This is a genomic window from Neobacillus rhizosphaerae (genome assembly GCF_937468385.1).
GTDB classification, from domain to species: Bacteria; Bacillota; Bacilli; order Bacillales; family Cytobacillaceae; genus Neobacillus; species Neobacillus rhizosphaerae.
Genome location: NZ_CALBWS010000022.1, coordinates 60,627 through 82,606, shown reverse-complemented (window position 1 = coordinate 82,606; position 21,980 = coordinate 60,627). Strand labels below are relative to the sequence as shown.

The 21,980-nt window shown below is 36.5% G+C and carries 25 protein-coding genes and 1 other annotated feature; of the genes, 13 read left to right on the top strand and 12 right to left on the bottom strand.

Going from position 1 to position 21,980, the window contains the following annotated elements; genetic code table 11:
- Positions 1–61: 61 nt before the first annotated feature.
- A complete protein-coding gene (map, locus tag M5A78_RS16165) occupies positions 62–802 on the top strand; it encodes a type I methionyl aminopeptidase (RefSeq protein WP_248736307.1) in 741 nt (246 codons plus the stop codon).
- A gap of 82 nt (positions 803–884) precedes the next feature.
- Here map and M5A78_RS16160 read toward each other — a convergent pair whose 3' ends face one another.
- Positions 885–1,391, bottom strand: a complete 507-nt coding sequence (locus tag M5A78_RS16160; protein WP_248736306.1) for a gamma carbonic anhydrase family protein — start codon at positions 1,389–1,391, stop codon at positions 885–887.
- Positions 1,392–1,563: 172 nt separating this feature from the next.
- Positions 1,564–1,810 (top strand) — a binding site (T-box leader).
- 98 nt (positions 1,811–1,908) lie between these two features.
- Between M5A78_RS16160 and ilvA the strand changes: the two genes are divergently transcribed.
- Together ilvA and M5A78_RS16150 are read left to right on the top strand one after the other, a co-directional pair.
- A complete protein-coding gene (gene ilvA / locus M5A78_RS16155) occupies positions 1,909–3,174 on the top strand; it encodes a threonine ammonia-lyase IlvA (RefSeq protein WP_248736305.1) in 1,266 nt (421 codons plus the stop codon).
- 288 nt (positions 3,175–3,462) lie between these two features.
- Positions 3,463–4,182, top strand: a complete 720-nt coding sequence (locus M5A78_RS16150; protein WP_248736304.1) for a YebC/PmpR family DNA-binding transcriptional regulator — start codon at positions 3,463–3,465, stop codon at positions 4,180–4,182.
- 325 nt (positions 4,183–4,507) lie between these two features.
- On the opposite strand, the gene M5A78_RS16145 is transcribed toward M5A78_RS16150, so the two are convergent.
- Positions 4,508–4,912: a hypothetical protein gene (locus M5A78_RS16145; protein ID WP_248736303.1), complete on the bottom strand. Its 405-nt coding sequence runs from the start codon at positions 4,910–4,912 to the stop codon at positions 4,508–4,510.
- A 249-nt stretch (positions 4,913–5,161) separates the two neighbouring features.
- On the opposite strand from M5A78_RS16145, the gene M5A78_RS16140 reads away from it, so the two are divergent.
- From M5A78_RS16140 to M5A78_RS16130, 3 genes are all read left to right on the top strand, one after another.
- Entirely contained in the window at positions 5,162–5,554 is a 393-nt protein-coding gene (locus tag M5A78_RS16140; protein ID WP_248736302.1) for an SET domain-containing protein, read from the top strand.
- Between the two features lie 366 nt (positions 5,555–5,920).
- Positions 5,921–6,280 carry a hypothetical protein gene (locus tag M5A78_RS16135; RefSeq protein WP_248736301.1) on the top strand — a complete coding sequence of 120 codons (360 nt, stop codon included), beginning with the start codon at positions 5,921–5,923 and terminating at the stop codon, positions 6,278–6,280.
- Positions 6,281–6,799: 519 nt separating this feature from the next.
- Positions 6,800–7,237 carry a GNAT family N-acetyltransferase gene (locus tag M5A78_RS16130; RefSeq protein WP_248736300.1) on the top strand — a complete coding sequence of 146 codons (438 nt, stop codon included), beginning with the start codon at positions 6,800–6,802 and terminating at the stop codon, positions 7,235–7,237.
- 70 nt (positions 7,238–7,307) lie between these two features.
- On the opposite strand, the gene M5A78_RS16125 is transcribed toward M5A78_RS16130, so the two are convergent.
- Positions 7,308–7,520: an ion channel gene (locus M5A78_RS16125; RefSeq protein ID WP_248736299.1), complete on the bottom strand. Its 213-nt coding sequence runs from the start codon at positions 7,518–7,520 to the stop codon at positions 7,308–7,310.
- Positions 7,521–7,714: 194 nt separating this feature from the next.
- Between M5A78_RS16125 and M5A78_RS16120 the strand changes: the two genes are divergently transcribed.
- The 4 genes from M5A78_RS16120 to M5A78_RS16105 all read left to right on the top strand — a co-directional run bounded on the left by M5A78_RS16120 (position 7,715) and on the right by M5A78_RS16105 (position 9,519).
- On the top strand, positions 7,715–8,221 hold the full coding sequence (locus tag M5A78_RS16120; protein ID WP_248736298.1) for a hypothetical protein: 507 nt from the start codon (positions 7,715–7,717) through the stop codon (positions 8,219–8,221).
- A 224-nt stretch (positions 8,222–8,445) separates the two neighbouring features.
- Positions 8,446–8,670 carry a hypothetical protein gene (locus M5A78_RS16115; protein ID WP_248736297.1) on the top strand — a complete coding sequence of 75 codons (225 nt, stop codon included), beginning with the start codon at positions 8,446–8,448 and terminating at the stop codon, positions 8,668–8,670.
- A gap of 29 nt (positions 8,671–8,699) precedes the next feature.
- Positions 8,700–9,197 (top strand): GNAT family N-acetyltransferase, encoded by a 498-nt coding sequence (locus M5A78_RS16110; RefSeq protein WP_248736296.1) that lies wholly within the window; start codon positions 8,700–8,702, stop codon positions 9,195–9,197.
- Between the two features lie 91 nt (positions 9,198–9,288).
- Positions 9,289–9,519 (top strand): hypothetical protein, encoded by a 231-nt coding sequence (locus tag M5A78_RS16105; RefSeq protein WP_248736295.1) that lies wholly within the window; start codon positions 9,289–9,291, stop codon positions 9,517–9,519.
- A gap of 248 nt (positions 9,520–9,767) precedes the next feature.
- On the opposite strand, the gene M5A78_RS16100 is transcribed toward M5A78_RS16105, so the two are convergent.
- The gene (locus M5A78_RS16100) at positions 9,768–10,445 is read right to left on the bottom strand and encodes an SOS response-associated peptidase (protein ID WP_248736325.1); all 678 of its coding nucleotides are present in this window, start codon (positions 10,443–10,445) and stop codon (positions 9,768–9,770) included.
- A 96-nt stretch (positions 10,446–10,541) separates the two neighbouring features.
- Here M5A78_RS16100 and M5A78_RS16095 point away from each other — a divergent pair, with 96 nt between their 5' ends.
- On the top strand, positions 10,542–10,679 hold the full coding sequence (locus M5A78_RS16095; RefSeq protein WP_248736294.1) for a hypothetical protein: 138 nt from the start codon (positions 10,542–10,544) through the stop codon (positions 10,677–10,679).
- Positions 10,680–10,751: 72 nt separating this feature from the next.
- Here the strand turns inward: M5A78_RS16095 and treR are convergent, their stop codons facing one another.
- From treR to M5A78_RS16060, 7 genes are all read right to left on the bottom strand, one after another.
- A complete protein-coding gene (gene treR / locus M5A78_RS16090; protein WP_248736293.1) occupies positions 10,752–11,465 on the bottom strand; it encodes a trehalose operon repressor in 714 nt (237 codons plus the stop codon).
- A 14-nt stretch (positions 11,466–11,479) separates the two neighbouring features.
- On the bottom strand, positions 11,480–13,147 hold the full coding sequence (gene treC, locus M5A78_RS16085; protein ID WP_248736292.1) for an alpha,alpha-phosphotrehalase: 1,668 nt from the start codon (positions 13,145–13,147) through the stop codon (positions 11,480–11,482).
- 285 nt (positions 13,148–13,432) lie between these two features.
- Positions 13,433–14,857, bottom strand: coding sequence for a PTS system trehalose-specific EIIBC component (treP, locus tag M5A78_RS16080; protein ID WP_248736291.1), 1,425 nt, complete (start codon positions 14,855–14,857; stop codon positions 13,433–13,435).
- Between the two features lie 649 nt (positions 14,858–15,506).
- The gene (locus M5A78_RS16075) at positions 15,507–16,136 is read right to left on the bottom strand and encodes a VanZ family protein (protein WP_248736324.1); all 630 of its coding nucleotides are present in this window, start codon (positions 16,134–16,136) and stop codon (positions 15,507–15,509) included.
- Between the two features lie 76 nt (positions 16,137–16,212).
- Positions 16,213–17,481 carry an FtsW/RodA/SpoVE family cell cycle protein gene (locus M5A78_RS16070; RefSeq protein WP_248736290.1) on the bottom strand — a complete coding sequence of 423 codons (1,269 nt, stop codon included), beginning with the start codon at positions 17,479–17,481 and terminating at the stop codon, positions 16,213–16,215.
- Positions 17,478–17,879 (bottom strand): PadR family transcriptional regulator, encoded by a 402-nt coding sequence (locus tag M5A78_RS16065; protein ID WP_248736289.1) that lies wholly within the window; start codon positions 17,877–17,879, stop codon positions 17,478–17,480. The genes M5A78_RS16070 and M5A78_RS16065 overlap by 4 nt, the downstream gene beginning before the upstream one ends.
- A complete protein-coding gene (locus M5A78_RS16060) occupies positions 17,866–18,414 on the bottom strand; it encodes a sigma-70 family RNA polymerase sigma factor (protein WP_248736323.1) in 549 nt (182 codons plus the stop codon). Before M5A78_RS16060 ends, M5A78_RS16065 begins: the two co-directional genes overlap by 14 nt.
- A 759-nt stretch (positions 18,415–19,173) precedes the next feature.
- On the opposite strand from M5A78_RS16060, the gene M5A78_RS16055 reads away from it, so the two are divergent.
- Entirely contained in the window at positions 19,174–19,764 is a 591-nt protein-coding gene (locus M5A78_RS16055) for a hypothetical protein (protein ID WP_248736288.1), read from the top strand.
- 266 nt (positions 19,765–20,030) lie between these two features.
- On the top strand, positions 20,031–20,474 hold the full coding sequence (locus M5A78_RS16050) for a cell wall hydrolase (protein ID WP_248736287.1): 444 nt from the start codon (positions 20,031–20,033) through the stop codon (positions 20,472–20,474).
- A gap of 220 nt (positions 20,475–20,694) precedes the next feature.
- Here M5A78_RS16050 and M5A78_RS16045 read toward each other — a convergent pair whose 3' ends face one another.
- Positions 20,695–21,843 (bottom strand): PD-(D/E)XK nuclease family protein, encoded by a 1,149-nt coding sequence (locus M5A78_RS16045; RefSeq protein ID WP_248736286.1) that lies wholly within the window; start codon positions 21,841–21,843, stop codon positions 20,695–20,697.
- Between the last annotated feature and the right edge of the window lie 137 nt (positions 21,844–21,980).

Here is a 21,980-nt window from a genome sequence, read left to right as displayed (position 1 = left end):
ATTAAAAATAAAAGTACAATATAATAATGGATGTAAATAATTTAATGAGTGGGGAAAAACGATGATTGCAAAAACAGAAGCAGATATTAATGGTTTAAAGGAAATTGGCAGGATTGTTGCCTCTATAAGGGATGAGTTGGTTCAAAGGGCGTTACCTGGCGTAACGACTAAAGAACTTGATACACTTGCTGGAGAGCTTTTTGAAAAGGCTGGGGCCGTTTCAGCTCCTATGGGTGAATACGATTTTCCAGGGTACACTTGCATTAGTGTGAATGAAGAAGTGGCACATGGAATTCCGGGAGATCGAATTATCCAGGAAGGGGATTTAGTTAATATTGATGTTTCAGGGTCCAAGAATGGCTATTTCGCAGATACAGGGATCTCTATCGTTGTCGGTGAAGGAGATGAATTGTTAACAAAAATATGCGAAGTTGCTAAATTGGCCTTTGAAGAAGGGCTTAAGAAATGCAAGCCGGGTTCTAAAAAAAGCGGGATCGGAAAAGTCGTATACCAAACGGCGAAGCAGCATGGATTAACAGTAATCAAGAACCTAACAGGGCATGGGATTGGCCGCTCCATCCATGAATCACCTGATTATGTATATAATTATTTTGAGCCATGGGATGATGAATTGCTTAAGGAGGGTATGGTTATCGCTTTTGAACCATTTATCTCAACACTTGAAGAGGAAGTATTTCAATTGGATGACGAATGGACCTATGCAACTGAAAAAAGCTTTGTCGCCCAGTATGAACATACAATGATTCTCACTAAAGAGGGCCCAATTATTGTGACACTTTAAATATTGGATTCATTCTTTGGAAGAAGAGGTGCTTCATTCAGCACCTCTTTTTCCAGTTATATAGATGGTTTTAGGTGTGTAGTTATTTTAGCAATTCCTTAAATTCTCGTCCTTTTTGGACATAGTGGTCACTGGACATTTGCAGCATTTGTAAGTCTTTTTCGGTCAATTCCCGCACGACTTTCCCCGGTGAGCCAAGAACGAGAGAGCGGGGCGGGATTTTGATTCCTCCGGCAAGCAGAGTATTTGCCCCAATGATACAATCCATACCAACTTCTACATTGTCTAAAAGTGTTGATCCCATACCAATTATGGAACTCCTGCCAATTTTACACCCATGCAAAATGACATTATGACCGACTGTCACATCATCTTCTATGATGCATGCTTCAAACATATGTATCGTGGTATTATCCTGAATACTGCATCTTTCCCCAATAACAATTGGTCCATCATCGGCCCGCAAAACCGCATTAAACCAGACTGAAGAATCCTTCCCGATTTTAACATCACCAATGATATAAGCACCAGGGGCCACGAATACAGATTCATGGATGGAGGGGGAAATGCCATTGTAGGGAATAATCATTTCTTTCACTCCTTCTAAATTCCTGAATTATCACTCTATTTAAAGTGATTATAACACAAATGGTGTCAGGCACCATTTGATGAAAGCGCTTTATAATTTACAAAATAATTAAAATAATCAAAAAATATTGACGACTTTCTTTTCTCGTGTTACCCTTATTTTTATAATTTAAGAAGAATCGATGACGAGAAGAGTAGGGTATGTCCGTGTACCAAAGAGAGTCGACGTTGGTGGGAGTCGATGGCAGGAATATCTGAAGATCAGCTCCGAGATGCTTAGCCGAGAGTAAAGGTAAGCTAGGCCGGTAAAGTCCGCCGTTAAAATGGAACGCGTACAATGTATTTGTGCGTCGATCGAGAGCCGCAGCCAATTATTTGTTGCGGAAGTAGGGTGGTATCGCGAGTTAACTCGTCCCTATACACTGGGGCGGGTTTTTTGTCGTTTAAAAGGACATTGCTATAATTTATTCGTTTTTTCAATCAACTGGAACTACAAAAACTGGGAGGGTAAAAGGAAAATGAATCAAAAAGTCGAAAAAAGACCATTTAATGTGGAGGATATTATCATTGCCAGTCATACGATTAAGGATGTAATTTCGCCAACTCCCCTGCAATATAATCATTTATTGTCCGAACGATATGGCTGCCATGTCTATTTAAAGCGAGAGGATATGCAAAGTGTTCGCTCGTTTAAAATCCGCGGGGCCTACAACCGAATCAAAAAACTTAGCTCTGAAGAGATAGAAAACGGTATTATTTGTGCAAGTGCCGGTAATCATGCCCAAGGGGTAGCCTATTCTTGCCAGCTGTTAAATATTAATGGAAAAATCTTCATGCCAAGTACCACTCCAAAGCAAAAGGTAAATCAGGTCAAATTTTGGGGTAAAGACAGTGTTGAGATTGTCTTAGTAGGTGACACCTTTGACGACGCCTATGAAAATGCAATGGTTTGTAGCCAGGCCGAAAACCGTGCATTTATTCATCCTTTTGATGATTTTGAAGTGATTGCCGGACAAGGGACGGTAGCCGTGGAGCTGCTCTCCGATTGTCCTGAAAAAATTGATTATCTGTTTGCGGCAATTGGCGGCGGCGGCCTCCTCGCTGGGGTCGGAACCTACTTAAGACACTTTTCTCCGCAAACGCTATTAATTGGTGTCGAGCCTGAAGGGGCAGCAGGGATGAAGGAATCGATTTTAAAAGGGGAAGTAAGTCCACTTGAAAAAATTGATCCATTCGTTGATGGTGCCGCCGTAAAAACAGTCGGCTCAAAGACCTTTAGCATCTGTAAGGAAATCGTTGACGATATTATTGTTATACCAGAAGGGAAGGTGTGTACCACGCTTTTATCGCTATACAATGAAAATGCCATAGTTGTTGAGCCGACGGGAGCCCTCTCCGTTGCAGCTTTAGATACATATGCAGATGAAATTAAAGGCAAAACAATCGTTTGTATCGTAAGCGGCGGTAATAATGATATTGGCAGGATGCAGGAAATTAAAGAGCGTTCCAAGCTTTATGAAGGACTACAGCATTATTTTATTGTTCAATTCCCGCAGCGACCTGGAGCCCTACGTGAATTTTTATTTGACGTCCTAGGTCCAAATGATGATATTAGCCATTTCGAATATACGAAAAAAAATAATCGAGAAACGGGACCAGCATTAGTTGGTATCGAACTGAAGGATAAAGAGGACTACTTTCCATTAATTGATCGGATTAAGACGAAAGGCTTCATATATCGGGAGGTAAATAAGGATAGCACCTTGTTTCAGATGCTGGTGTAGTAAAATAAAGTCTAAATGAAGCGGGCGAAATGATAAGATTTCGTCCTCCTATCTTTGTTGATTTATCCTTTTTGTCTCTAACTCTAGAATTTCTTGTCCTTTTTGAATTATTACACACTTAACAAATGATGCAATTAAGGTATAATATTATCTGTGAAAGATTGCAACGTCTTCAACAATAGAATTATGCAACGAACTCCTGATTGTTATTTTGAAAAAGTATTGAAATGGAAGCTTTTTTCATTATAATTATTTTGTGTAGATTCAAAGCGGAAAGAGAGTGTTCATATGGGACGTAAATGGAACAATATTAAGGAAAAGAAAGCTTCAAAGGATGCAAATACAAGTCGTATCTATGCAAAATTTGGTGTTGAAATTTTTGTAGCCGCTAAGCAGGGTGAACCAAATCCTGAATCAAATCAGGCTCTAAGATTCGTTCTAGAGCGGGCAAAAACGTACAATGTACCAAGACACATTATTGACCGAGCGATTGAAAAAGCAAAGGGTGGTTCAGAAGAGAGCTATACTGAACTTCGTTATGAAGGCTTCGGTCCCAATGGATCCATGGTTATCGTTGACGCACTGACGAACAACGTGAATCGTACAGCCTCTGATGTACGTGCTGCCTTTGGCAAAAACGGCGGGAACATGGGTGTGAGTGGTTCCGTTGCTTATATGTTTGATGCAACGGCGGTTATCGGTGTGGAAGGGAAAACAGCCGATGAGGTGCTTGAACTATTAATGGAAGCCGATGTGGACGTACGCGACATTTTAGAGGAGGAAGATTCAGTTATCGTTTATGCCGAGCCTGACCAGTTCCATGCCGTGCAGGAAGCATTTAGGAATGCAGGTGTTACTGAATTTACCGTTGCTGAATTAACGATGCTTGCGCAAAATGAAATCACACTTCCAGAGGATGCACTAGCAAAATTTGAAAAAATGATTGATGTCATCGAAGATCTTGATGACGTGCAGCAAGTTTACCACAATGTCGATTTAGGTGAATAATTATCTTGGAAAGCAGACCTTTGTTTAATCAAAAAGGGTCTGCTTTTTGTATAAAATAAGATTGTACAAAAATTTGAACTTTGAAATTTGTCTAGCACCTGCGTCCAATAGTTTAGGGGATATTAATAAGCAATATGAAAGAGCTAGATTAATTGGTGCTCGTGGTTATCACTTATATATCACTTTGCTAGCTTTATGATAGCTAGCGATATCCTTATCATTTTTTTAAAATGTAATAGGTTTCTAAATAAAAAGCAAAACGCCTGGGGTCAATATCCCAAGCGTTTTATTTGCGATTTACCAGCTACAGTCACATTGAATACCATTATCTTGGTGTTAACGGTTTTACCAAGATTGCTGGTGAATAGGTCGTAATGATGCAACCTTCTAGATGATTGGGATTTAATAATCCAAGATTAAGAGCTGATTTTATTTTTACATCATCCGGCTTTTTAACTACTTGAATTAGGTCATTCATCTGTAGCTCTTCTAATCTTTTAATCGTTTCGTCTTCATTATATTTTTCTGTTTTTCGAATTTGTCTTTGGAGCTTGTAGCCGCTGATCGTAATTTCCCCTTTCTTTTCAGAACCAACCAGGTTATTAAAATAAGTTTGAAAAACATCCTTTAATTGATTCATCTCAACTTCTATTTCCTTTTTCTTCTTATTCAGTTCGTAATACTTGACCAACATTTCACCTGTAATGAAGGACTCATTGTTTTTTATCAAAATCCTCGCCTCCTTACGAACGTATATTCCATTTTATGTTGATTAATCGAAAATAGTACACTTTTTATCCCGGGTTATGGAAATAATAGGTTGTTTTTTTGTATTTATTTTGAAAAACAATAAATTCCCACAATTTACAAATTGGTGTCAGGCACCATGATTAGAAAAAAAATTTGCTTTCTTCCTTATTTACTGGCAATCTTAAGAAGATAAAAAATCTTCTAATGAAAGAATTTATAGGTGATTAACATGATTGAGGTAAAGACTTCGAAATTGAGTGATGGAGAGTTAAATAGAGGGGTATTTGCAACTCGTGATATTGCAAAAGGTGAGCTAATTCATGAGGCTCCTGTTATTCCTTATCCCAATCGGGAACATGTTCATATTGAGAAAACATTACTAGCTGATTATGCTTTTGAGTATGGCCAAAACCATACAGCCTTCCTCTTAGGCTATGGAATGTTGTTCAATCATTCCTATCAGCCAAATGCTATTTATGAAATTAACTTTCCGAACCACACGTTTGACTTCTATGCTTATAAGGATATTAAAGCAGGGGAAGAGATTCTAATCAACTATAATGGAGAAGTCGATGACGAAGAACCACTGTGGTTCAATAAAGATAAAATGGAGAACGAATAATTCTTTAATATCAATCCATATGAAAAAATATAGGGTAGACGGAAGCTGTAGTTGCGGCTTCCATCTATCCTTTTTGATGTTTTCTGAGTAACCATGCATCAATATTCAACAAGATAATCTGCTCCTCTGTGCAGTAATACTTGCGACGAGATTGATTCATGAATGATTAAGGAACTGTAACAATTAATCGAGAAAAAAACATAAAGTCGGTACCGGATTGCTCAATAAGGTTGTAGGACAATGTGAACATTCAATTCTCTACCTGACGTCACCCAATTTGTTTCGTAAAAACAGGACACCTGCCTATGCCTTTTCGTAGTTTCAACATAGTCTAGACTGTAACCTAAATAAAGGAGAGATGCTCGAATGAATGATATGAGACAATTAATGGGTGGTTATGGAGGCATGGGAGGATACCCAGGAATGGGTGGCTACGGAGGCATGGGAGGATACCCAGGAATGGGTGGCTATGATGGTATGGGAGGATACCCAGGAATGGGTGGCTATGGTGGCATGGGAGGATACCCAGGAATGGGTGGCTATGGTGGCATGGGAGGATACATGGGACATGGCTTGCACCACGGAGGATGGGGCGGTTATCACGGTCACGGAGGATGGCACCACGGAGGATGGGGCGGTTATCACGGTCATGGAGGATGGCACCACGGAGGCTGTGGCGGTTATCACGGTCATGGAGGAATGGGCGGTTTTCCAGGCCAGTATTGATGGAAGCTTTAAGTGTCCTCAGTTACAATAAATAGTATTCAAATCAAACAGTTTGTAAATCTGACCTCTTTTATGATTTCAACAGTAATGAAAAAAACCTTGAATAAAATCAAGGTTTTTCTCATTAATAACATATAAGTATCTAATTCTTTCAGCAAAACGGAAAATACTTATCGCATAGTCTCGTTATGAGCATGAATCAAGTTCTTATAGAAAATGGACACTGGCAATATTTTGAAAATAATAGAGGAATATTGAATGTACAGAACAGTTTGCTATGTAATTTTTTACAATATCAATAATTATTAATTTATAAAAAGGGTGTTATTGAAATTATTCCTAATAAACTTGGTTTAAGAAGGAATTTAATGAAAGATAAAGAATATAAAATGTAGAATACTGAATTTTGGATGTTGATCTCGATTATATGTAGTGATGTTATTTAAATGATTTTCATCCAAAAATAGGTTAAATGGATAAATTCATAGGAAAAGCCAAATAAAAAGGGAGATTTTCAAAATGATTATACATAAAGCAACAGTAAATGACCTTGATTCTTTAACGGAACTATTTGATTTGTACAGAATCTTTTATGAACAAAAGTCTGACATGGAGGGGGCAAAGGAGTTTTTGAAAGCTAGGTTCACAAACAAGGAATCGGTAGTATTCATTGCCTATGATGATGTTAATCCGGTTGGTTTTGTTCAGCTATATCCATCGTTTTCATCAGTTAGTATGAAGCGTTCTTGGGTCTTAAATGATTTATATGTGAAGGAACATGTCCGTGGAAAGGGCTTAGGAGAGAAATTAATAAAAAACGCGATTCACTTTGCAGAAGGAACGGGCGCAAAAGGAATTTTGCTTGAAACAGCCATCGATAACATAACCGCCCAAAGATTGTATGAAAAAATGGGATTCATAAAAGTTTCCAATTCCTTTTATTATTTTTCCATTTGAATAAATGGCGGGATGCCATCGCTGCATCCCATTATTGGATAGAATTTGAGTTTAATTGATGATTGTCTCTTTATGGAGTGTAGTCATCGAAACCAACCGTAGCAAGTGTTATCAAAACCCAATAAACAGAGGTTAGATATGATTCAAACGTTTTTGGCTCTATTAAATAAACACCCAACGCGGCCATTAAAATGTACAATATAGCAAACGGAGTAAAGACTTTATCCCTAAGTTTTATCAGGTAATAGATCCATTTTTTAACTTTATCCCCACGAGTAATCATACCTACCTTCCAAATTTTCGATTATGCTTATATTTCCTAAATTTTGCTGATTAATGAACTTCTGTTTAATGAAGGTGCCAATTACCTTGATTATTTTTAAATTTTTTCGGGAGTTGTTATTAATCAAAGAATTCATGCATAAATGAACAATATGAAAGGATATGAGTGAGGTTGATAGAAAGGGGGCTAATCACATGAGGAAGAGCACAGTATATTTAGTCTTTTGTATTATGTTAATGGTTTTAAGTATTATGGGATTTATTTTGATTGACTTGAGTACGATTGAACCACCTCACATTTCGGGAAATGGAAATATTGCCATCCTGTTCATGGTGCCAACTGTTTTATTTTATCTCCTATTTCTCTTTAATCTTTTTCGATGGTCTATCGTGGCAGCTTGTGAGATAAAACTCAAGCACCGTCTTCATCTGATAATATTATTGGTTATTGCCCTTATCATTTTAATCTTCGTTGAAGTGGACTTTATTAACAATCTGGTCCATCTGTTGGGTGGAGGACCAGAGGAACCTAAATCGAGAATTTATCGTTTTGGCTGGTACAATCAGTATACGAATACGATTTATTTTAATTGGATTACTTTCTGTATGGGGATGGTACTAAGTGCATTCTTTGCACTTTTCTTTGGTCTCTTAAAGAAACAAATAGCCGCGAAATCCAATCTACGGAAGCAGTCGAAATGACTGCTTCATATTTTCTTTTAATAAATCGAAAGTTGTCCTTTTCAAATAAAGATGAAAGAAGGATAATAATAGGTGATTTTTATCGATTTTTTTGGAAGTTGAGTTATACCCGTTAGCTTAACCTGTAAATTTATTAATTTTCAAAATCCGCTCAATTTTTTTTCAGTCCTGAAGGTTGAAATCTGTTAATGTGATAATAAAGTAGTTTAAGGGGATGATTGTCTATGAAAAATTTGCGTCTAACTAATGAGGTTTTGAGTGGAAAGGTATATATGGTTGAAATGCAGGATGGGGAAATCAGTTCCTTTCGGATTCTTAGTCAAACACCGTCCCATTATATTCTTTCCTATTCGACTGATGAAACAGTAGAGGTATTCGAAAAAGCAAAAAGGGAAGTAAGCGGTATTTTTGAAGTAAGAGATTGGTGGGATACTCATAAAGAGAGTTGAAATCGATAGGGAAAACAAGGAGGAAATAAATGGATAGATCTTTTATTTCAAACGAAATCACCTGTTTAGAATTTTATCATTCTGAGATTCGTCCTCAATTAAAACATTATTTTTTATCAGACGAGCAACTACAATATACTGCACACCCTTTGGATGCTATTGTAGCATGTGAAAATGATACTGACCGCTTCCCGGTAATGATTCTTTATGATGAAAAACCAGCGGGCTTTTTTGTCCTGCATGGATGGGAAGGTGTTAAAGAGTATACAGATAATAAAAAGGCGCTTCTTCTTAGGGCCTATTCAGTAAATTCATCCTTTCAAAGGAAAGGGATAGCGCAAAGGTCATTACAATTGCTGCCCGATTTTGTAAACAAACATTTTCCAGAGATAAATGAAGTAATATTAACTGTAAATCAACAAAATACATTGGCACAGCATGTATATAAAAAAGGCGGATTTATCGATAAAGGAGCGCGGGCGATGGGGAGTAAGGGGCTGCTGTTCATTTATCATTTGAATTTGTGAGCATTTCAAACCAGATTGTTTAAGCCCAACATGATTAATTAATTTTGGCGTGTTAATAGAATCGGTTTATTGAAGGAGAAGAAATTCTAAAATGCAGTTTTTGTTTGAAATAATTGTTGAATTCATCGTTGAAGTTGTTTTTGAAGGATTTTTTCACTTTCTTGGTTCTGTATTTAAGTTTATTAAAAGATTTTTTCAAAAGTTGTTTAAGATTTTACCGGGAAAATTAAATGAGCATTTTTTACATAACATAACTCCAGTTCACAGAAATGGGGGTTTTTTCGTACCGCTTTTCTTTAAAAGATTGGTGCTTTGGAATTAGCTGACACTCAATTTTAGATTCGCTGATAAAAGCGACATATTCGTTGATAAACTAGAAAAAGACGCTGATAAGTTGCATTTTATCAGATTTTTCCACCAGATTGTTGAAGTACACCACAATGAAGGGAGTACAAAAAAAAAAGCGGCCAGAGCCACTTTTGAAAGAAGGAAAATCTTTATGGGTTAGTACAGCATATGATGTAGCTTGTACCTGCATGTAGTGAACTTGTCCATGTTGAAAAAGTATTTTTAACAAATCTTTTGAATAAGATTAACTGAGTTATTCTTAGGTGAGTTCACAAGAGAAGATACTTCGTACGTCTCCATTAAATTGTCATCGAAAGGGACAAGGAATTGATGTAGAAATTTGCTATCAGAAATGGATGGATCAAGCCAAATTTTTTCATCCTCTGGCTTTAAAATGACTGGCATCCGATCATGAATACCTTTCATCAGGTCATTTGGACCAGTTGTAATTACCGAGCATGTGTAAAGCGTTTTTCCCTCCGGTGATTTCCAGCCCTCCCAAATGCCGGCCATGGCAAACATTTCATCTGACTTTAGTTTAATGCGCATGGGGGTTTTCGTTTTATCCTCATGGCGTTTCCACTCATAAAAGCTATCGGCAATGACTAAACAACGTTTCTTTTTGAATGCATTACGGAAGCTGGGCTTTTCAGTTAATGACTCGGACCGAGCGTTGATCATTTTATTGCCAATGGCCCTATCTTTTGCCCAAGAGGGAACGAGACCCCATTTTAAAAACCCCATTCGGTTCGATTTTCCGTCATTGATAACGGCTAGGACTGCTTGAGACGGGGCAATATTATAGCTGGGCGAATAAAGTTCTTCCTCCATAAAGGATTGAATATCGAAACGATCGATTATTTCTTCGAATGTAGCAGTTAATGTAAATCGGCCGCACATAGAGATCACCTCAGTAATTGGTATTCTCATTGTAACAAATTTCCCTACGTTTTTCCTCAAGACTAGATGGGAGAATTTCCAAAATGATAGAAAATTATGTGTGCAATTGCAATGGTTGAAAATGTTCAAAATCAAACATTTAACGTAAAAAGATTGGTTGAATATTACGGCGGACATGAACAGATGGATCGCGCCTTTAACTGGGGGATGAGTTGGAGAGCAGGAAAAAAATAAGTATTTTGAAGATAGAAAAGAGGGGACCCAAACGTGAAAATAGGTCTCCTCATTTTTTGGGCATTGATGAAACTAGCGTGTTCTCCGTGCAAAGTCGACAAAGCGAAACTTATCAGGACGATGCCTCGATTCTGTATATTGGAAGAGGGTAGCATCATCTAAATATACATAATTTTTGATAACCACTACATTGTGAAATCCCTCCAGATCCAGCAGGGTCCGGTCTTCTTCTGTAGGTTCCTCTACAACAATTTCCTTTTTAGCGAAGCTAATCGTCAGATTTAATTCATTTTCAAGGTACTGATAAATCGAATCGGCACAAATTTCTTCTGTTAGGTTTGGAACGTATTTTTTATATAAGAAATCCTTATCTAAAATTATTTTTTCTCCGCCCATTTCCCGTGTGCGAATAACCTTCCAGACGATGTCTTTACTAGAAAGTTGTAGCTGCTTTCTAATAAAGACATCTGGTTTGATTAACTCGAGCTCATTGACAATCGTTTTTGGTTTGCTGCCCATTTTTTTCGCTAATTCTTTAAAGCTGACCAGTCCGGAAACAGGAAAATCAAATTTACTGATGTCAATGACTATCGAACCTTTTCCTCTAACTTTTTGAATATAGCCATTTTGTGAGAGCAGGTTTAGCGCCTTACGTATCGTTTCCCTCGAGGTATCGAATTGATCCTTTAACTCGTTTTCAGAGGGGAGAAGCGTCTGAGGCAGAATCTCTCCGCTTTTAATTTGCTCGACAATGTTGTTATAGATCGTTAGGTACTTGTTTGTCATAAAGACAACTCCGTTCATTTTTTCAGGTGATACACAATCGACTCATATGGCCGTAAGAGAATTTCCTGTTCAATTGAAGCAGAATCCTCATAGTTAGAGATTAACACCTTACTATCATAGTCATCAAGACGTAAATGAGCAGGGAGGACAAATACCTTGTCTTTTTCATAAAAATTATTGATGACAAGCAATTTTTCCTTCTCGCTCGTCCGTAAATAGGCGAATACTTCCGGATCATTTTCTAAAATAAGTTCGAAATCACCGGCTGTAATGATATCATAGTCTTTCCTTAATTGGATTAACTTTTGATAGTAATAAAAAATAGAGTCTGCATCCTGCGTGGCTTTTTCAGCATTAATTTCCTTATAATTCGCAGCTGTGCCAATCCAAGGGGTTCCGGTTGTGAATCCAGCGTTTTTTCCCGCATTCCATTGTACAGGTGTCCGGGAATTGTCCCGCGATTTTTGTTTCAGGATTTCAATAATCTCTTGCTCGTCCAACCCGTCATTTTTCTTGATGTTAAAAATATTCAATGTCTCGATATCGCGATACTCATCAATCGAATCGAATTTCGGATTGGTCATCCCGATTTCTTCCCCTTGGTAAATATATGGAGTGCCCTGCATCATATGCATTGCTGTTGCTAGCATTTTTCCAGATTCTTTATGATACTTTATATCGTTTCCGAAACGGGAGACTACACGGGGCTGGTCATGATTACACCAAAAAAGGGCATTCCAGCCGCCTCCTTGATTCATTTCCACCTGCCACTGAGACAAAATCTGTTTCAAGGATGGAAAATCAAAATCTGCTTTGGTCCATTTATCGCCATTAGGATAATCAACTTTCAGGTGATGGAAGCTGAAGGTCATATTTAACTCTTCTTGGCTAGGGCTGGTGTATTTAATACAGTTATTAATGGATGTAGACGACATTTCGCCGACAGTCATGATATCGAATTTTGAAAAAACCTTTTCATTCATCTCATGTAGAAACTCATGGATGCGCGGCCCATCTGTATAATATTTGCGTCCGTCACTATTATCCTGAGGAAACTGCTGATGTTTGGAAATGAGATTAATAACATCAAGACGGAAACCGTCCACGCCTTTATTTAGCCAGAAATGCATCATTTCATATAAAGCCGCACGGACCTTTTCATTCTCCCAGTTTAAGTCTGCTTGACTGACATCGAACAAATGAAGGTAATATTGTTCAGTGGTTTCATCATATTCCCAAGCAGAACCACTAAACTTGGATTCCCAGTTTGTCGGAGGTTCGCCATTACTGCCATCCTTCCAGATATAAAAGTCACGGTAGGGATTCTCTTTAGAAGACCTGGCTTGCTTAAACCACTCGTGTTCTGTTGAAGTGTGGTTGATGACGATGTCCATGATGATTTTCATGTCCCGTTTATGTGCTTCATCCAAAAGCATATTAAAGTCATCCATGGTCCCATACTCCTCATGAATAGAATAATAATCACTTATATCATACCCGTTATCACGTTGAGGAGATTGATAGATCGGAGTGAGCCAGAGGACATCAATACCGAGTTTTTTTAAATAGTCGAGTTTTTCAATAATACCTTGAATGTCGCCAATCCCATTTCCCGTCGTGTCATTAAAGCTTTTTGGATAGATTTGATAGACGACTGCTTTTTTCCACCATGGCTTTTGCAATTTTAACACCTACCTGATTTTTTTTTGCTATTTTCGTAAACAATGTTGTGTTTAACCAAGTTTATAAGCTAAAAAGTCATTTTTTAATGAAAAAATAACTTTATCAGCGGTTTTTAGTGATATATCAGCGAATAATTCGTTTTATCAGCGAGTCCAAGTCATTTATCAGCGAATTTACGTGTTTTATCAGCGTTTCAAAGATAGCAACAATCTTTTAGAATTGAGTCTTTTATTTTAATGAGAAAAAAGGAGGGAGGCATCTCCCTCCATTACTGGAGTTTTATTTTATTTTTTAAAAGAAAATTTATTCATTCCTGTTTTTGCAAATACAATTGTCAAAATGAAGGGAACGGCTATCGCAACGGCCATGGAAATGGCGAACATCATCATATGCTGCGGCTGAATCGATAAGAATCCAGGAAGACCGCCGACCCCGATGGAGTTAGCCATCACCTTGCTCCCCACTGAAATAACGGCAGCAACCATTGAACCAATCATTGCGGCTAAGAATGGGAATCCATATTTCAAGTTGATTCCAAACATGGCTGGTTCTGTAACGCCAAGGTAACAGGAGATAGCAGCCGGAATCGATACTTGCTTTTCTTCTTCATTTTTTCGATTAATATAAATCATCGCTAGAACCGCAGAACCCTGGGCAATATTTGATAGGGCAATCATTGGCCATAGGTTGGTTCCACCAAGCTCACTCATAAGCTGAAGGTCAATCGCATTTGTCATATGGTGCAACCCTGTAATAACAAGTGGGGCATAAGCAAAACCAAAGATTGCTGCAAATATCCAGCCAAATGAAGATGTTAAGCTAGAATAAACAACATGTGAAATTCCAGAACCGATGCTCCAGCCGATAGGACCTAATACAGTATGAGCGATTAATACTGTTGGAAGTAAGGCAAAGAACGGTACAACAATCATCGAAATTGAATTTGGAACAATTTTACGAAGTCTGGTTTCTAAGAAAGCTAACAGTAATCCGGCTAAAATGGCAGGAATAACCTGTGCTTGATACCCAATCATCTTAATTTGGGCAAAACCGAAATCCCATACTGGAATATCCTTTGCACCCGCAACCCCATAAGCATTTAGCAATTGTGGAGAAACGAGTGTGATACCAAGGACGATACCAAGAATTTGTGAACCACCCATTTTCTTCGTCACCGACCAGGTAATTCCGACTGGAAGGAAGTGGAATACTGCTTCGCCAATCAGCCAAAGGAATGAATGAACACCCGCCCAAAACTGGGATACTTCAATTATCGTTTTGGTCCCATCATCAAGTAATTTGATGTCCCCAATAACATTTCTGAAACCGAGGATCAAACCTCCGACAACAAGGGCAGGGATTAATGGTGTGAAGATATCAGCAAGATGGGCAATCATTCTTTGCAGCCAGTTCATATTTTGCTTCGCTGCTACTTTGGCTTCTTCTTTGGAGGTCCCGTCTACACCGGCAATTTTGACAAAGTCGTTGTAAAAGCTTGAGACTTCATTGCCGATGATTACTTGAAATTGTCCCGCTTGGGTAAAGGTACCTTTTACAAGTTTTATTGATTCAATTTCTTTAATATCTGCCTTGGATGGATCATTTAAAACAAACCGCATTCTCGTCACACAATGGGTAACGGCTGCAATGTTTTCTTTACCGCCAATGTGCTTCAGTAACTCTTTTGAAGTATCTGCGTACTTACTCATTTGTCTTTCCCCCTGTTTTAATGGGTTAACCCCAATTTTCTATCTCTTTTTTTATCCTTTATATACAGGCATTTGTGCGTTTTAAAAAACTCAAACCGCTTGTATATACAAGTTTTGATTGCGTTTTCATTTTAGCTTGTATATACATGTATGTCAACAACAATATTTTTTAAGCAATTGGCTTGTAACAATTGTATACCATTTGAACTAACTTTTACTCTTTACAGCATTAAATGATTGAATGAATATTCCGAGAATGATAAAATGAAGGTGTTTAAATTCTTCTGAGTTTAGACCTCCTATTCGGGAACTTAGTCATGACTACTTTGTTCTCCTTTTAACCTTTGACTATTGATCAAAGGTTCTTTTTTCTGATATATGAACCTTGCTAGATGCTTTAGTGGTATAATTTGGTACTGTTGTGAAAAAAAGAAAAATTATTGGAGGAATGACGATGGGGTGGGCGGAATTCAAAAGTGTACGAAATGACTATAATGATACTTTTAATGGTATGGAGGTTATTTAATTGTTCAGACATTCAATCGTTTGTGAAGTCATGTTTATTCAACAGAATCAAGAAATACCAATCCAAAAAAGAGGGTGGAACTACTAATTCCCCCCTTCTTTTTATGAGCAAAATGGAACAAATCTACATTTTCATTTTCTCAGGATCCATTGTTAGTAAAGCTTTTATCTGATACTTATTTATTAATCGAATTAGAATTTTATAAATTAGGTATCCGATACTAGCACCTATAACATTACAAATTACATCATCCACATCAACTGTACGACCATAACCGCCTGCAACTATTTCAATAAACTGAATAGATTCAATGCTGATTGATATCAAAAAACCTAGTTTCACGATATTTTTAAAATGTATATACTTATTAGATATTAGGGGTGCTAATACACCTAAAGGCATTAATAATAAAATATTTCCGCCTACATTTTTAATGATTAGTCCAAACATAAACGCAGCATCACCATCATAAGCAGTGCCAATATTACTGATATCTTTTATGGTTGAAACAAGAGGAATCAGATTTAACCCAAATTTAATATGCTCGATATTAAAATCTATCCATAATGCCAGTGGAAATAGTGTCACTGACACAACCAATAGTAGGTATAAAACAAAGAGGAAGTTGATGACTTCCATTAACCAATATATCGGATTATTGTTTTTATGTTTTACTCCAATAAGAATACTTCTTACAACAAGATAACCTATTATTCCGAGAATAATAAGGAATCTTCCATTAATCAAGTACAATGTTTTATTCACATCTCTTCCCAAGGTTCTCTGTTTGCCATTATGAGGAACATGGTGAATTATCAGGGAAAACAGTCTAGTTACAAATCAAATTCTTCCTCCGATAAATGCTCAGTGCTATTCCGATTACCAAACTGTTTATCAAGATCGGGACGGTGCCATAGCTAATAAATGGCAGCGACATACGGATAATTGGCAGGAATCCAAATATCATGCCAATGTTGTAAAGCAGCTGGGCTGAATAGATGGTTAGTCCGCCGATGATTAGCAGCTTACCAAACTCGTCCTTTATCTTTGCCGTCATAAGGGCCATTTTTATTAAGATTACTGTTAATATTGCTAAAAGGAACAGCGAGAAACCCCAGCCATAAGAATAACTTAATGTTAGAAAAACAAAATCCGTATGGAGTTCAGGATATAGCGCGTTTTTCGGTATCGCTTGAAATCCCCATGTCACTTCCTTGAGAATTTTTTCAATTTGAATGGGAATATACCCAGTAGTTGAAGAGTAGCTTTGTGGATCCAAAAAAGCGTAAATTCGTTCTTTTTGAAAAGGGTACATTCTTTGCCAAATTACAGTTAACCCTATTAGCCCCGCAATACTGGTTAGAATGGTTGTTTTAAAAATATGTTTTCTGCCGCTAAAACAATACATAGTCAGCACCATTAAGATATAAATGCTAACTGCAGGAAAATTTGTGGTGCCAAAAAACAAGAGTAAAGTACCAATAAACAGAATCCCCAGCAGCCATATTTTCAGTTTGTGATTCTTAAAAAATGAGGCCCAGGCTACAAGATAAAAGGGAAGTACTATAGTTGTGTCGGTTATAAATGGCCCAATGTGAAAATGGGGACGACCATTAATACTAACTAGCAAAGGAGGCATCATGGCATTACCACCGGCAATGAAAAGAATTATAGTTCCAATTGTAAATAAGATCCAGCCTTTTCGTTCCCATTTTTTATAATCAAAACATAGTAATATAGCGACGATTAGGATTCCAAGTGAAATGCCATATACTTTTGGCCCCCAGTATATTGGTAAGTCTGTGTTTTTAAGGGCGATTAATGGAAGGGTTCCTAGCCCTAAAACAGTTAAATATAAAAGAACTAATCCCCAGTCCAGCTTAGGTTTGTAAATCTGATTAAATTTTGTTCCGATTGCCAGCGGACTGCCCATTTGCTCGACAGCTTTTTGTTCTGCTACTTCCTCTGAGTATCCTTCTTTTAAGTAATGTTCTATGTTTACTTTAATATGCTGTTCAAGCTCTTTGCTAACTATTTTTTTGATATCTTTTGAACGGACGTGGGTCATGACCGAATCGAGGAATTCTTTTTTCATCATGAGCTTTCACCTTCAACTAGTCTTTTGAGAGAAGGCCATTCCGAACATCTTTTTTCTTCGAACTTTTTCAACGATTTTCTACCCTTTTGAGTTATGACATAATACTTAAAAGGTTCATTCCAGCGGCTTGTTAACAAGGCATCCTGTTCCAATTGGTGCAGCATCGTGTAGATCAATCCTTCTTGACCCTCAAATTTTGAAAGATTTCTTGCTCTTAATAGCTGGACCAATTCTATTCCGGTTTTTTCAGTACCGAGAAGCTGAAGGACGACTTCGATTACATTTTCCTGTTTTTTATTTCGTTGAATTGTTTCTTGGTGCTTTTCGGTAAACACTAAATCTTTAAAAACAGTGTTCTTCATCGATTGTTTTAGATTTCTTAGTTTATTTTCCACCATCTAAGTCCTCCAGTTCTTCTTTTAATAACGATTTTGCACGCTTTAATCTTGATTTAACGGTGTTTTGATTCACATCCAAGACGGATTCAATTTCTTTCAACGACATATCTTCAAAATAGAAAAGGTAGATGACTTCACGATACTTCATTGGTAACTTCAAAACGGCATTCGCAATTGTTTGTTCCTCTTCATGTTCAAGGACAGCTTGTTCGACATTTTGGCCGGATGAAACGGTCATTTCAGCCATCTTTTCGGTTGCGATCACTTTTCGGAAATACCAGCTTCGTAAATAATCCTTGCAATGATTTGAGGCAATTTTAAATAGCCAGGTTTTCAGTTTAGCGTTTTGTTTGTATGTATGAAGCGCTTTGTAGCACTTTACAAATATATCCTGCGTTAAATCCTCGGCCAATTGTTTATTTCGCACATATGAAAATACAAGCTGCAAGATATCTTGACCGTATCTTGTCATGATTTCATTAAAAAGTATTTCATCATCTTCCAATTTGATTAAGTCGGCAACAAACTCTTCCAGGATGAGCCACTCCTTTCTAGTCTTAATATTAGACGGGGCACCATAGTTAAAAGTTTATTTTTTCTTTATTATTGTCACATTTTGCGGTGATGAGGGGAAGGGTAATTATTTTTAATACCTTCATAAACAAGAAAAAGGAGATAGGATTTTTCATTTACTTGTAAATTATGATACAAAAGCATTTAACTGAGTATGGAAATGTCGGACTATTGGATATTTATGCTAAAATTAATGTACAAATTTTTGTCTTTTGTCATTTGGAAATCCCTCTCTATACTGTTAAATTATTCTCACATATTTTTATTGAAATGAACATAGCAGTAAAACTGAATAAACAATTATGAAACTAGAGCACAAGATTTTTATTTTCTTCAACTTTTTCAACTCCTTTAAATCCTTATTTAATATATGTTTATTCAACGACTCAGAAAGACGCATCTCAGTTGTTACATATAGAAGTTTCGATACAGTTGACTTAATTCTTAACACATCAGGATTCATTACTAGGTGATTGGATTATTGGGCTAACAGGCGCTAGAGTTTAAGTAGAAGATTGCTGTGGTGATCCTTTTTTTGTTATTGAGCTAACAAGGCAGGAGTTAAAGAAGGAAAGAAGAATATAAGGATGGAATAGAATGGAATAAATGTAAGATATTTTGCTTATGTTCCATCCTACAAATAATTAAGCACTTGGTATTACCAGAATGTGATTGGTTAAAGTCATTAAAAACTGATAAACAGGAATGGAGGGGAAATTTATTGAGAAAAAAATTAATGTATTTAATTTTATTGGTTTTTGTCTTTAGCAGTGCTCTTTATTTTGGCCATTATATTAACCAGCAGGAGTATAATAGAAAGTATTCTATAGGATTTAACGAAAGTTCTATTCAATATAATTTAAAGAATTGGCTAAATCGTAATGATGGTAGCAATCTTAATCCTAAAATTTTTGATATTAAAAAGTTAGGTAGTTCTAGTTCATATATGGTCTTGTTCGAATTGGAGAACAAAGTAATAGGTAATGCTCAATTGGTTAAAGGTCGGAATAATAAATTAAGGATTAAACAGGCAAGCTATGGTGATCTTAATGCGTATACTTTTGAAGATATAAAAACCAATAAAGGTCGCTATTTCCTTGTAATGGGTAAAAACCCTGAACTAATGATTGACCATATTGATGTTAAAGTCGATTACACAATGACATATAGTTATCCTATTAATGTATCAAAAGACGAATTTTTTTATAATTACAAAAACATACCAGACGATATACTTCAACGCCCTAAAATTTTTTATTATGATAAAACTAATAAGCAATTATCAGATGATGAATTAAGGGAAATATTTTAATTCCCAACGAATATGATAACTACATTATTTAAAATATATTAATTCCTGAATTCTTATTGAACTAAAAGGTGCATTACTGGAACAATAGTAATGCTTTTTTTCTTATTTTCCACTAACAGGAAGTTAGTTGAATAAAGGTATAAAAAAGAATGCCATAGTTTTCATCTTACGTTAAAAATGTAAGCTTTAAAAACTAAGCATTCTTATTTTATAAACAGCGACATCAATGTAGGCTTTTTTTCATACTATATTTTGGGGGTGAAAAAATGCCAAGAGTAAATTACCGAAGTTCAGACGTTGACTTAATGGCAAGGATGATGAGAGCAGAAGCGGAAGGTGAAGGAAAACAAGGAATGTTATATGTTGGAAATGTAATTGTTAATCGTCTTAAAGCAAATTGTTTAGACTTTTTAAATTTAAGAGCAATTCCACATGTCATTTATCAAGTACAAGGAGGAAATTTTTCTTTTGAAGCTGTTCAAAAAGGTAATGTATTTTATCAAAGAGCGAGAACTGCTGAAAAAAGATTAGCAAAACAGAATTTGGATTATTGGAGAGAACACCCAGGGAAATATGCCCTTTGGTATTTTAATCCATATGCGCCATGCCCTCCAACATGGTACGATCAACCTCAATCTGGTCAATATAAAAATCATTGTTATTATGAACCAAAAGCTGGAACATGTGATAGTGTTTATAAAGGAAGTTGAGCTTACTCTTTGAGTAAGCTTTTTTACATATTTTCGGAATATTTACACAAACTAAAATATATATCATTTTTTAATAAGTCAAGTGGTCAAAAAACTAAAAAAGCATCTTAATAGGTGCCTTCAACCTAAATTTCATATTTAATAAAAAACGCTCAGAAAATGGTCATTTCTGAGCGTTACTATTACTTGAAAGGCATTTATTCGAAACTAATCTTCTTTTTTAATCTTCCTCATCTTGTACGAGGGCTAATTCGATGTCAGCACGTACTTCAGATAGTTTTTTCTTTTCACCATTTGGATAGACGATGCTCCAGAATTCAAATCCGTTGTAACGGTCTGCGTGGTTTTCACCTCTGATGGAATTAATCGCCGCAATCGCAGCACTTGAAAGGCTGCTATATTCTTTGCCTTGGAAAAGTATATGACCGCTTGTTAGATCGATTTCTGCTTTTGTAATGGTGTTTCCATAAGTAGACTCTAAATATTTCTCGTTTTCATTTAGACGAGCATAGATTTCATTCCAAGGTATTCTCGATGGACGAACGGTAGAAGAGGTTTTGACTTTTCGTTTTTCAGGTGTCTCATTTTTTACGGCGTCAAAGATTTCATCTAATACATCCTTATATTTATTGTATATGGCGATACATAATTCATCGTTTACTTTTGCCATGGGTTTATTCACTCCTTTATATACCATGCGTAAGTTATGGACATATTGTTCTAAAAGGTTTTTATTCGCAATTGAAATTTTTGGATGGTTTAAGCAAGGCACAATGACAAAATCATAAAGTCCTTGATAGTCGACTTGAATAAACTCAGGACATTTTGGTTTTACCGTAGTATCAGGAGATAAAAATACCTTTAAATCATATGTATACGAGTCATCCAAATTGTTTAAAATTTTTGTATATGTTTCGGTTTGGTCTTTATTTTCACGTGATAATACTTTATTTTCCACAATAATTCTTACAAAGTCGTTCGTTAAATATAAATCAAATCGGGCATTTAATTTCGTATTTGTATCTGGATCAACGGCAGAGGCTGTTACTTCAGTAGCGACCTCCATTTTTTCTAACTCAAGTGCATCCGATTCAATCAAATCAAAATCAATAGTTGTTTTCACATTCGAAACGTTCTCCTCACAAATATAGTAGAGAAAACGCTTTAGTGGGAATGAGCCTAAATTTAACGACGAAATAGGAGAGAGTAGCCAACTAATAAATGCGCTATGCATTGTTTCGCGGTGTCCAAAACCTAATAATTGAAACAAACTTTCTTTTTCAAAGGATTCCTGTAATCGTAAAAAATCGGGGTCACTAATTATCTTATTCAGTTGGGATTTCAATTCTTTTGTATTTGTAATCATCATGAACCTCACATTCTAGACGGTGTCAAAATCTAACTTGTAATCTATCATAACATGATTTAGAGATAGGGGGGAAAAGGTAATTGCTTATTAAACTAAGAGGCATGCTGGAATAAGCGGGATAAAATGTCTTAAACGTT

Coding starts and splice junctions, on each gene's coding strand:
- M5A78_RS16050 (WP_248736287.1), top strand. CDS start 20,031: ATGCCAAGAGTAAATTACCGAAGTTCAGACGTTGACTTAATGGCAAGG.
- M5A78_RS16045 (WP_248736286.1), bottom strand. CDS start 21,843: ATGATGATTACAAATACAAAAGAATTGAAATCCCAACTGAATAAGATA.
- M5A78_RS16120 (WP_248736298.1), top strand. CDS start 7,715: ATGAGGAAGAGCACAGTATATTTAGTCTTTTGTATTATGTTAATGGTT.
- map (WP_248736307.1), top strand. CDS start 62: ATGATTGCAAAAACAGAAGCAGATATTAATGGTTTAAAGGAAATTGGC.
- M5A78_RS16070 (WP_248736290.1), bottom strand. CDS start 17,481: ATGATGAAAAAAGAATTCCTCGATTCGGTCATGACCCACGTCCGTTCA.
- M5A78_RS16135 (WP_248736301.1), top strand. CDS start 5,921: ATGAATGATATGAGACAATTAATGGGTGGTTATGGAGGCATGGGAGGA.
- M5A78_RS16160 (WP_248736306.1), bottom strand. CDS start 1,391: ATGATTATTCCCTACAATGGCATTTCCCCCTCCATCCATGAATCTGTA.
- treP (WP_248736291.1), bottom strand. CDS start 14,857: ATGAGTAAGTACGCAGATACTTCAAAAGAGTTACTGAAGCACATTGGC.
- M5A78_RS16130 (WP_248736300.1), top strand. CDS start 6,800: ATGATTATACATAAAGCAACAGTAAATGACCTTGATTCTTTAACGGAA.
- treR (WP_248736293.1), bottom strand. CDS start 11,465: ATGACAAACAAGTACCTAACGATCTATAACAACATTGTCGAGCAAATT.
- M5A78_RS16125 (WP_248736299.1), bottom strand. CDS start 7,520: ATGATTACTCGTGGGGATAAAGTTAAAAAATGGATCTATTACCTGATA.
- M5A78_RS16140 (WP_248736302.1), top strand. CDS start 5,162: ATGATTGAGGTAAAGACTTCGAAATTGAGTGATGGAGAGTTAAATAGA.
- M5A78_RS16105 (WP_248736295.1), top strand. CDS start 9,289: ATGCAGTTTTTGTTTGAAATAATTGTTGAATTCATCGTTGAAGTTGTT.
- M5A78_RS16065 (WP_248736289.1), bottom strand. CDS start 17,879: ATGGTGGAAAATAAACTAAGAAATCTAAAACAATCGATGAAGAACACT.
- M5A78_RS16110 (WP_248736296.1), top strand. CDS start 8,700: ATGGATAGATCTTTTATTTCAAACGAAATCACCTGTTTAGAATTTTAT.
- M5A78_RS16115 (WP_248736297.1), top strand. CDS start 8,446: ATGAAAAATTTGCGTCTAACTAATGAGGTTTTGAGTGGAAAGGTATAT.
- ilvA (WP_248736305.1), top strand. CDS start 1,909: ATGAATCAAAAAGTCGAAAAAAGACCATTTAATGTGGAGGATATTATC.
- M5A78_RS16095 (WP_248736294.1), top strand. CDS start 10,542: ATGTGTGCAATTGCAATGGTTGAAAATGTTCAAAATCAAACATTTAAC.
- M5A78_RS16100 (WP_248736325.1), bottom strand. CDS start 10,445: ATGTGCGGCCGATTTACATTAACTGCTACATTCGAAGAAATAATCGAT.
- M5A78_RS16150 (WP_248736304.1), top strand. CDS start 3,463: ATGGGACGTAAATGGAACAATATTAAGGAAAAGAAAGCTTCAAAGGAT.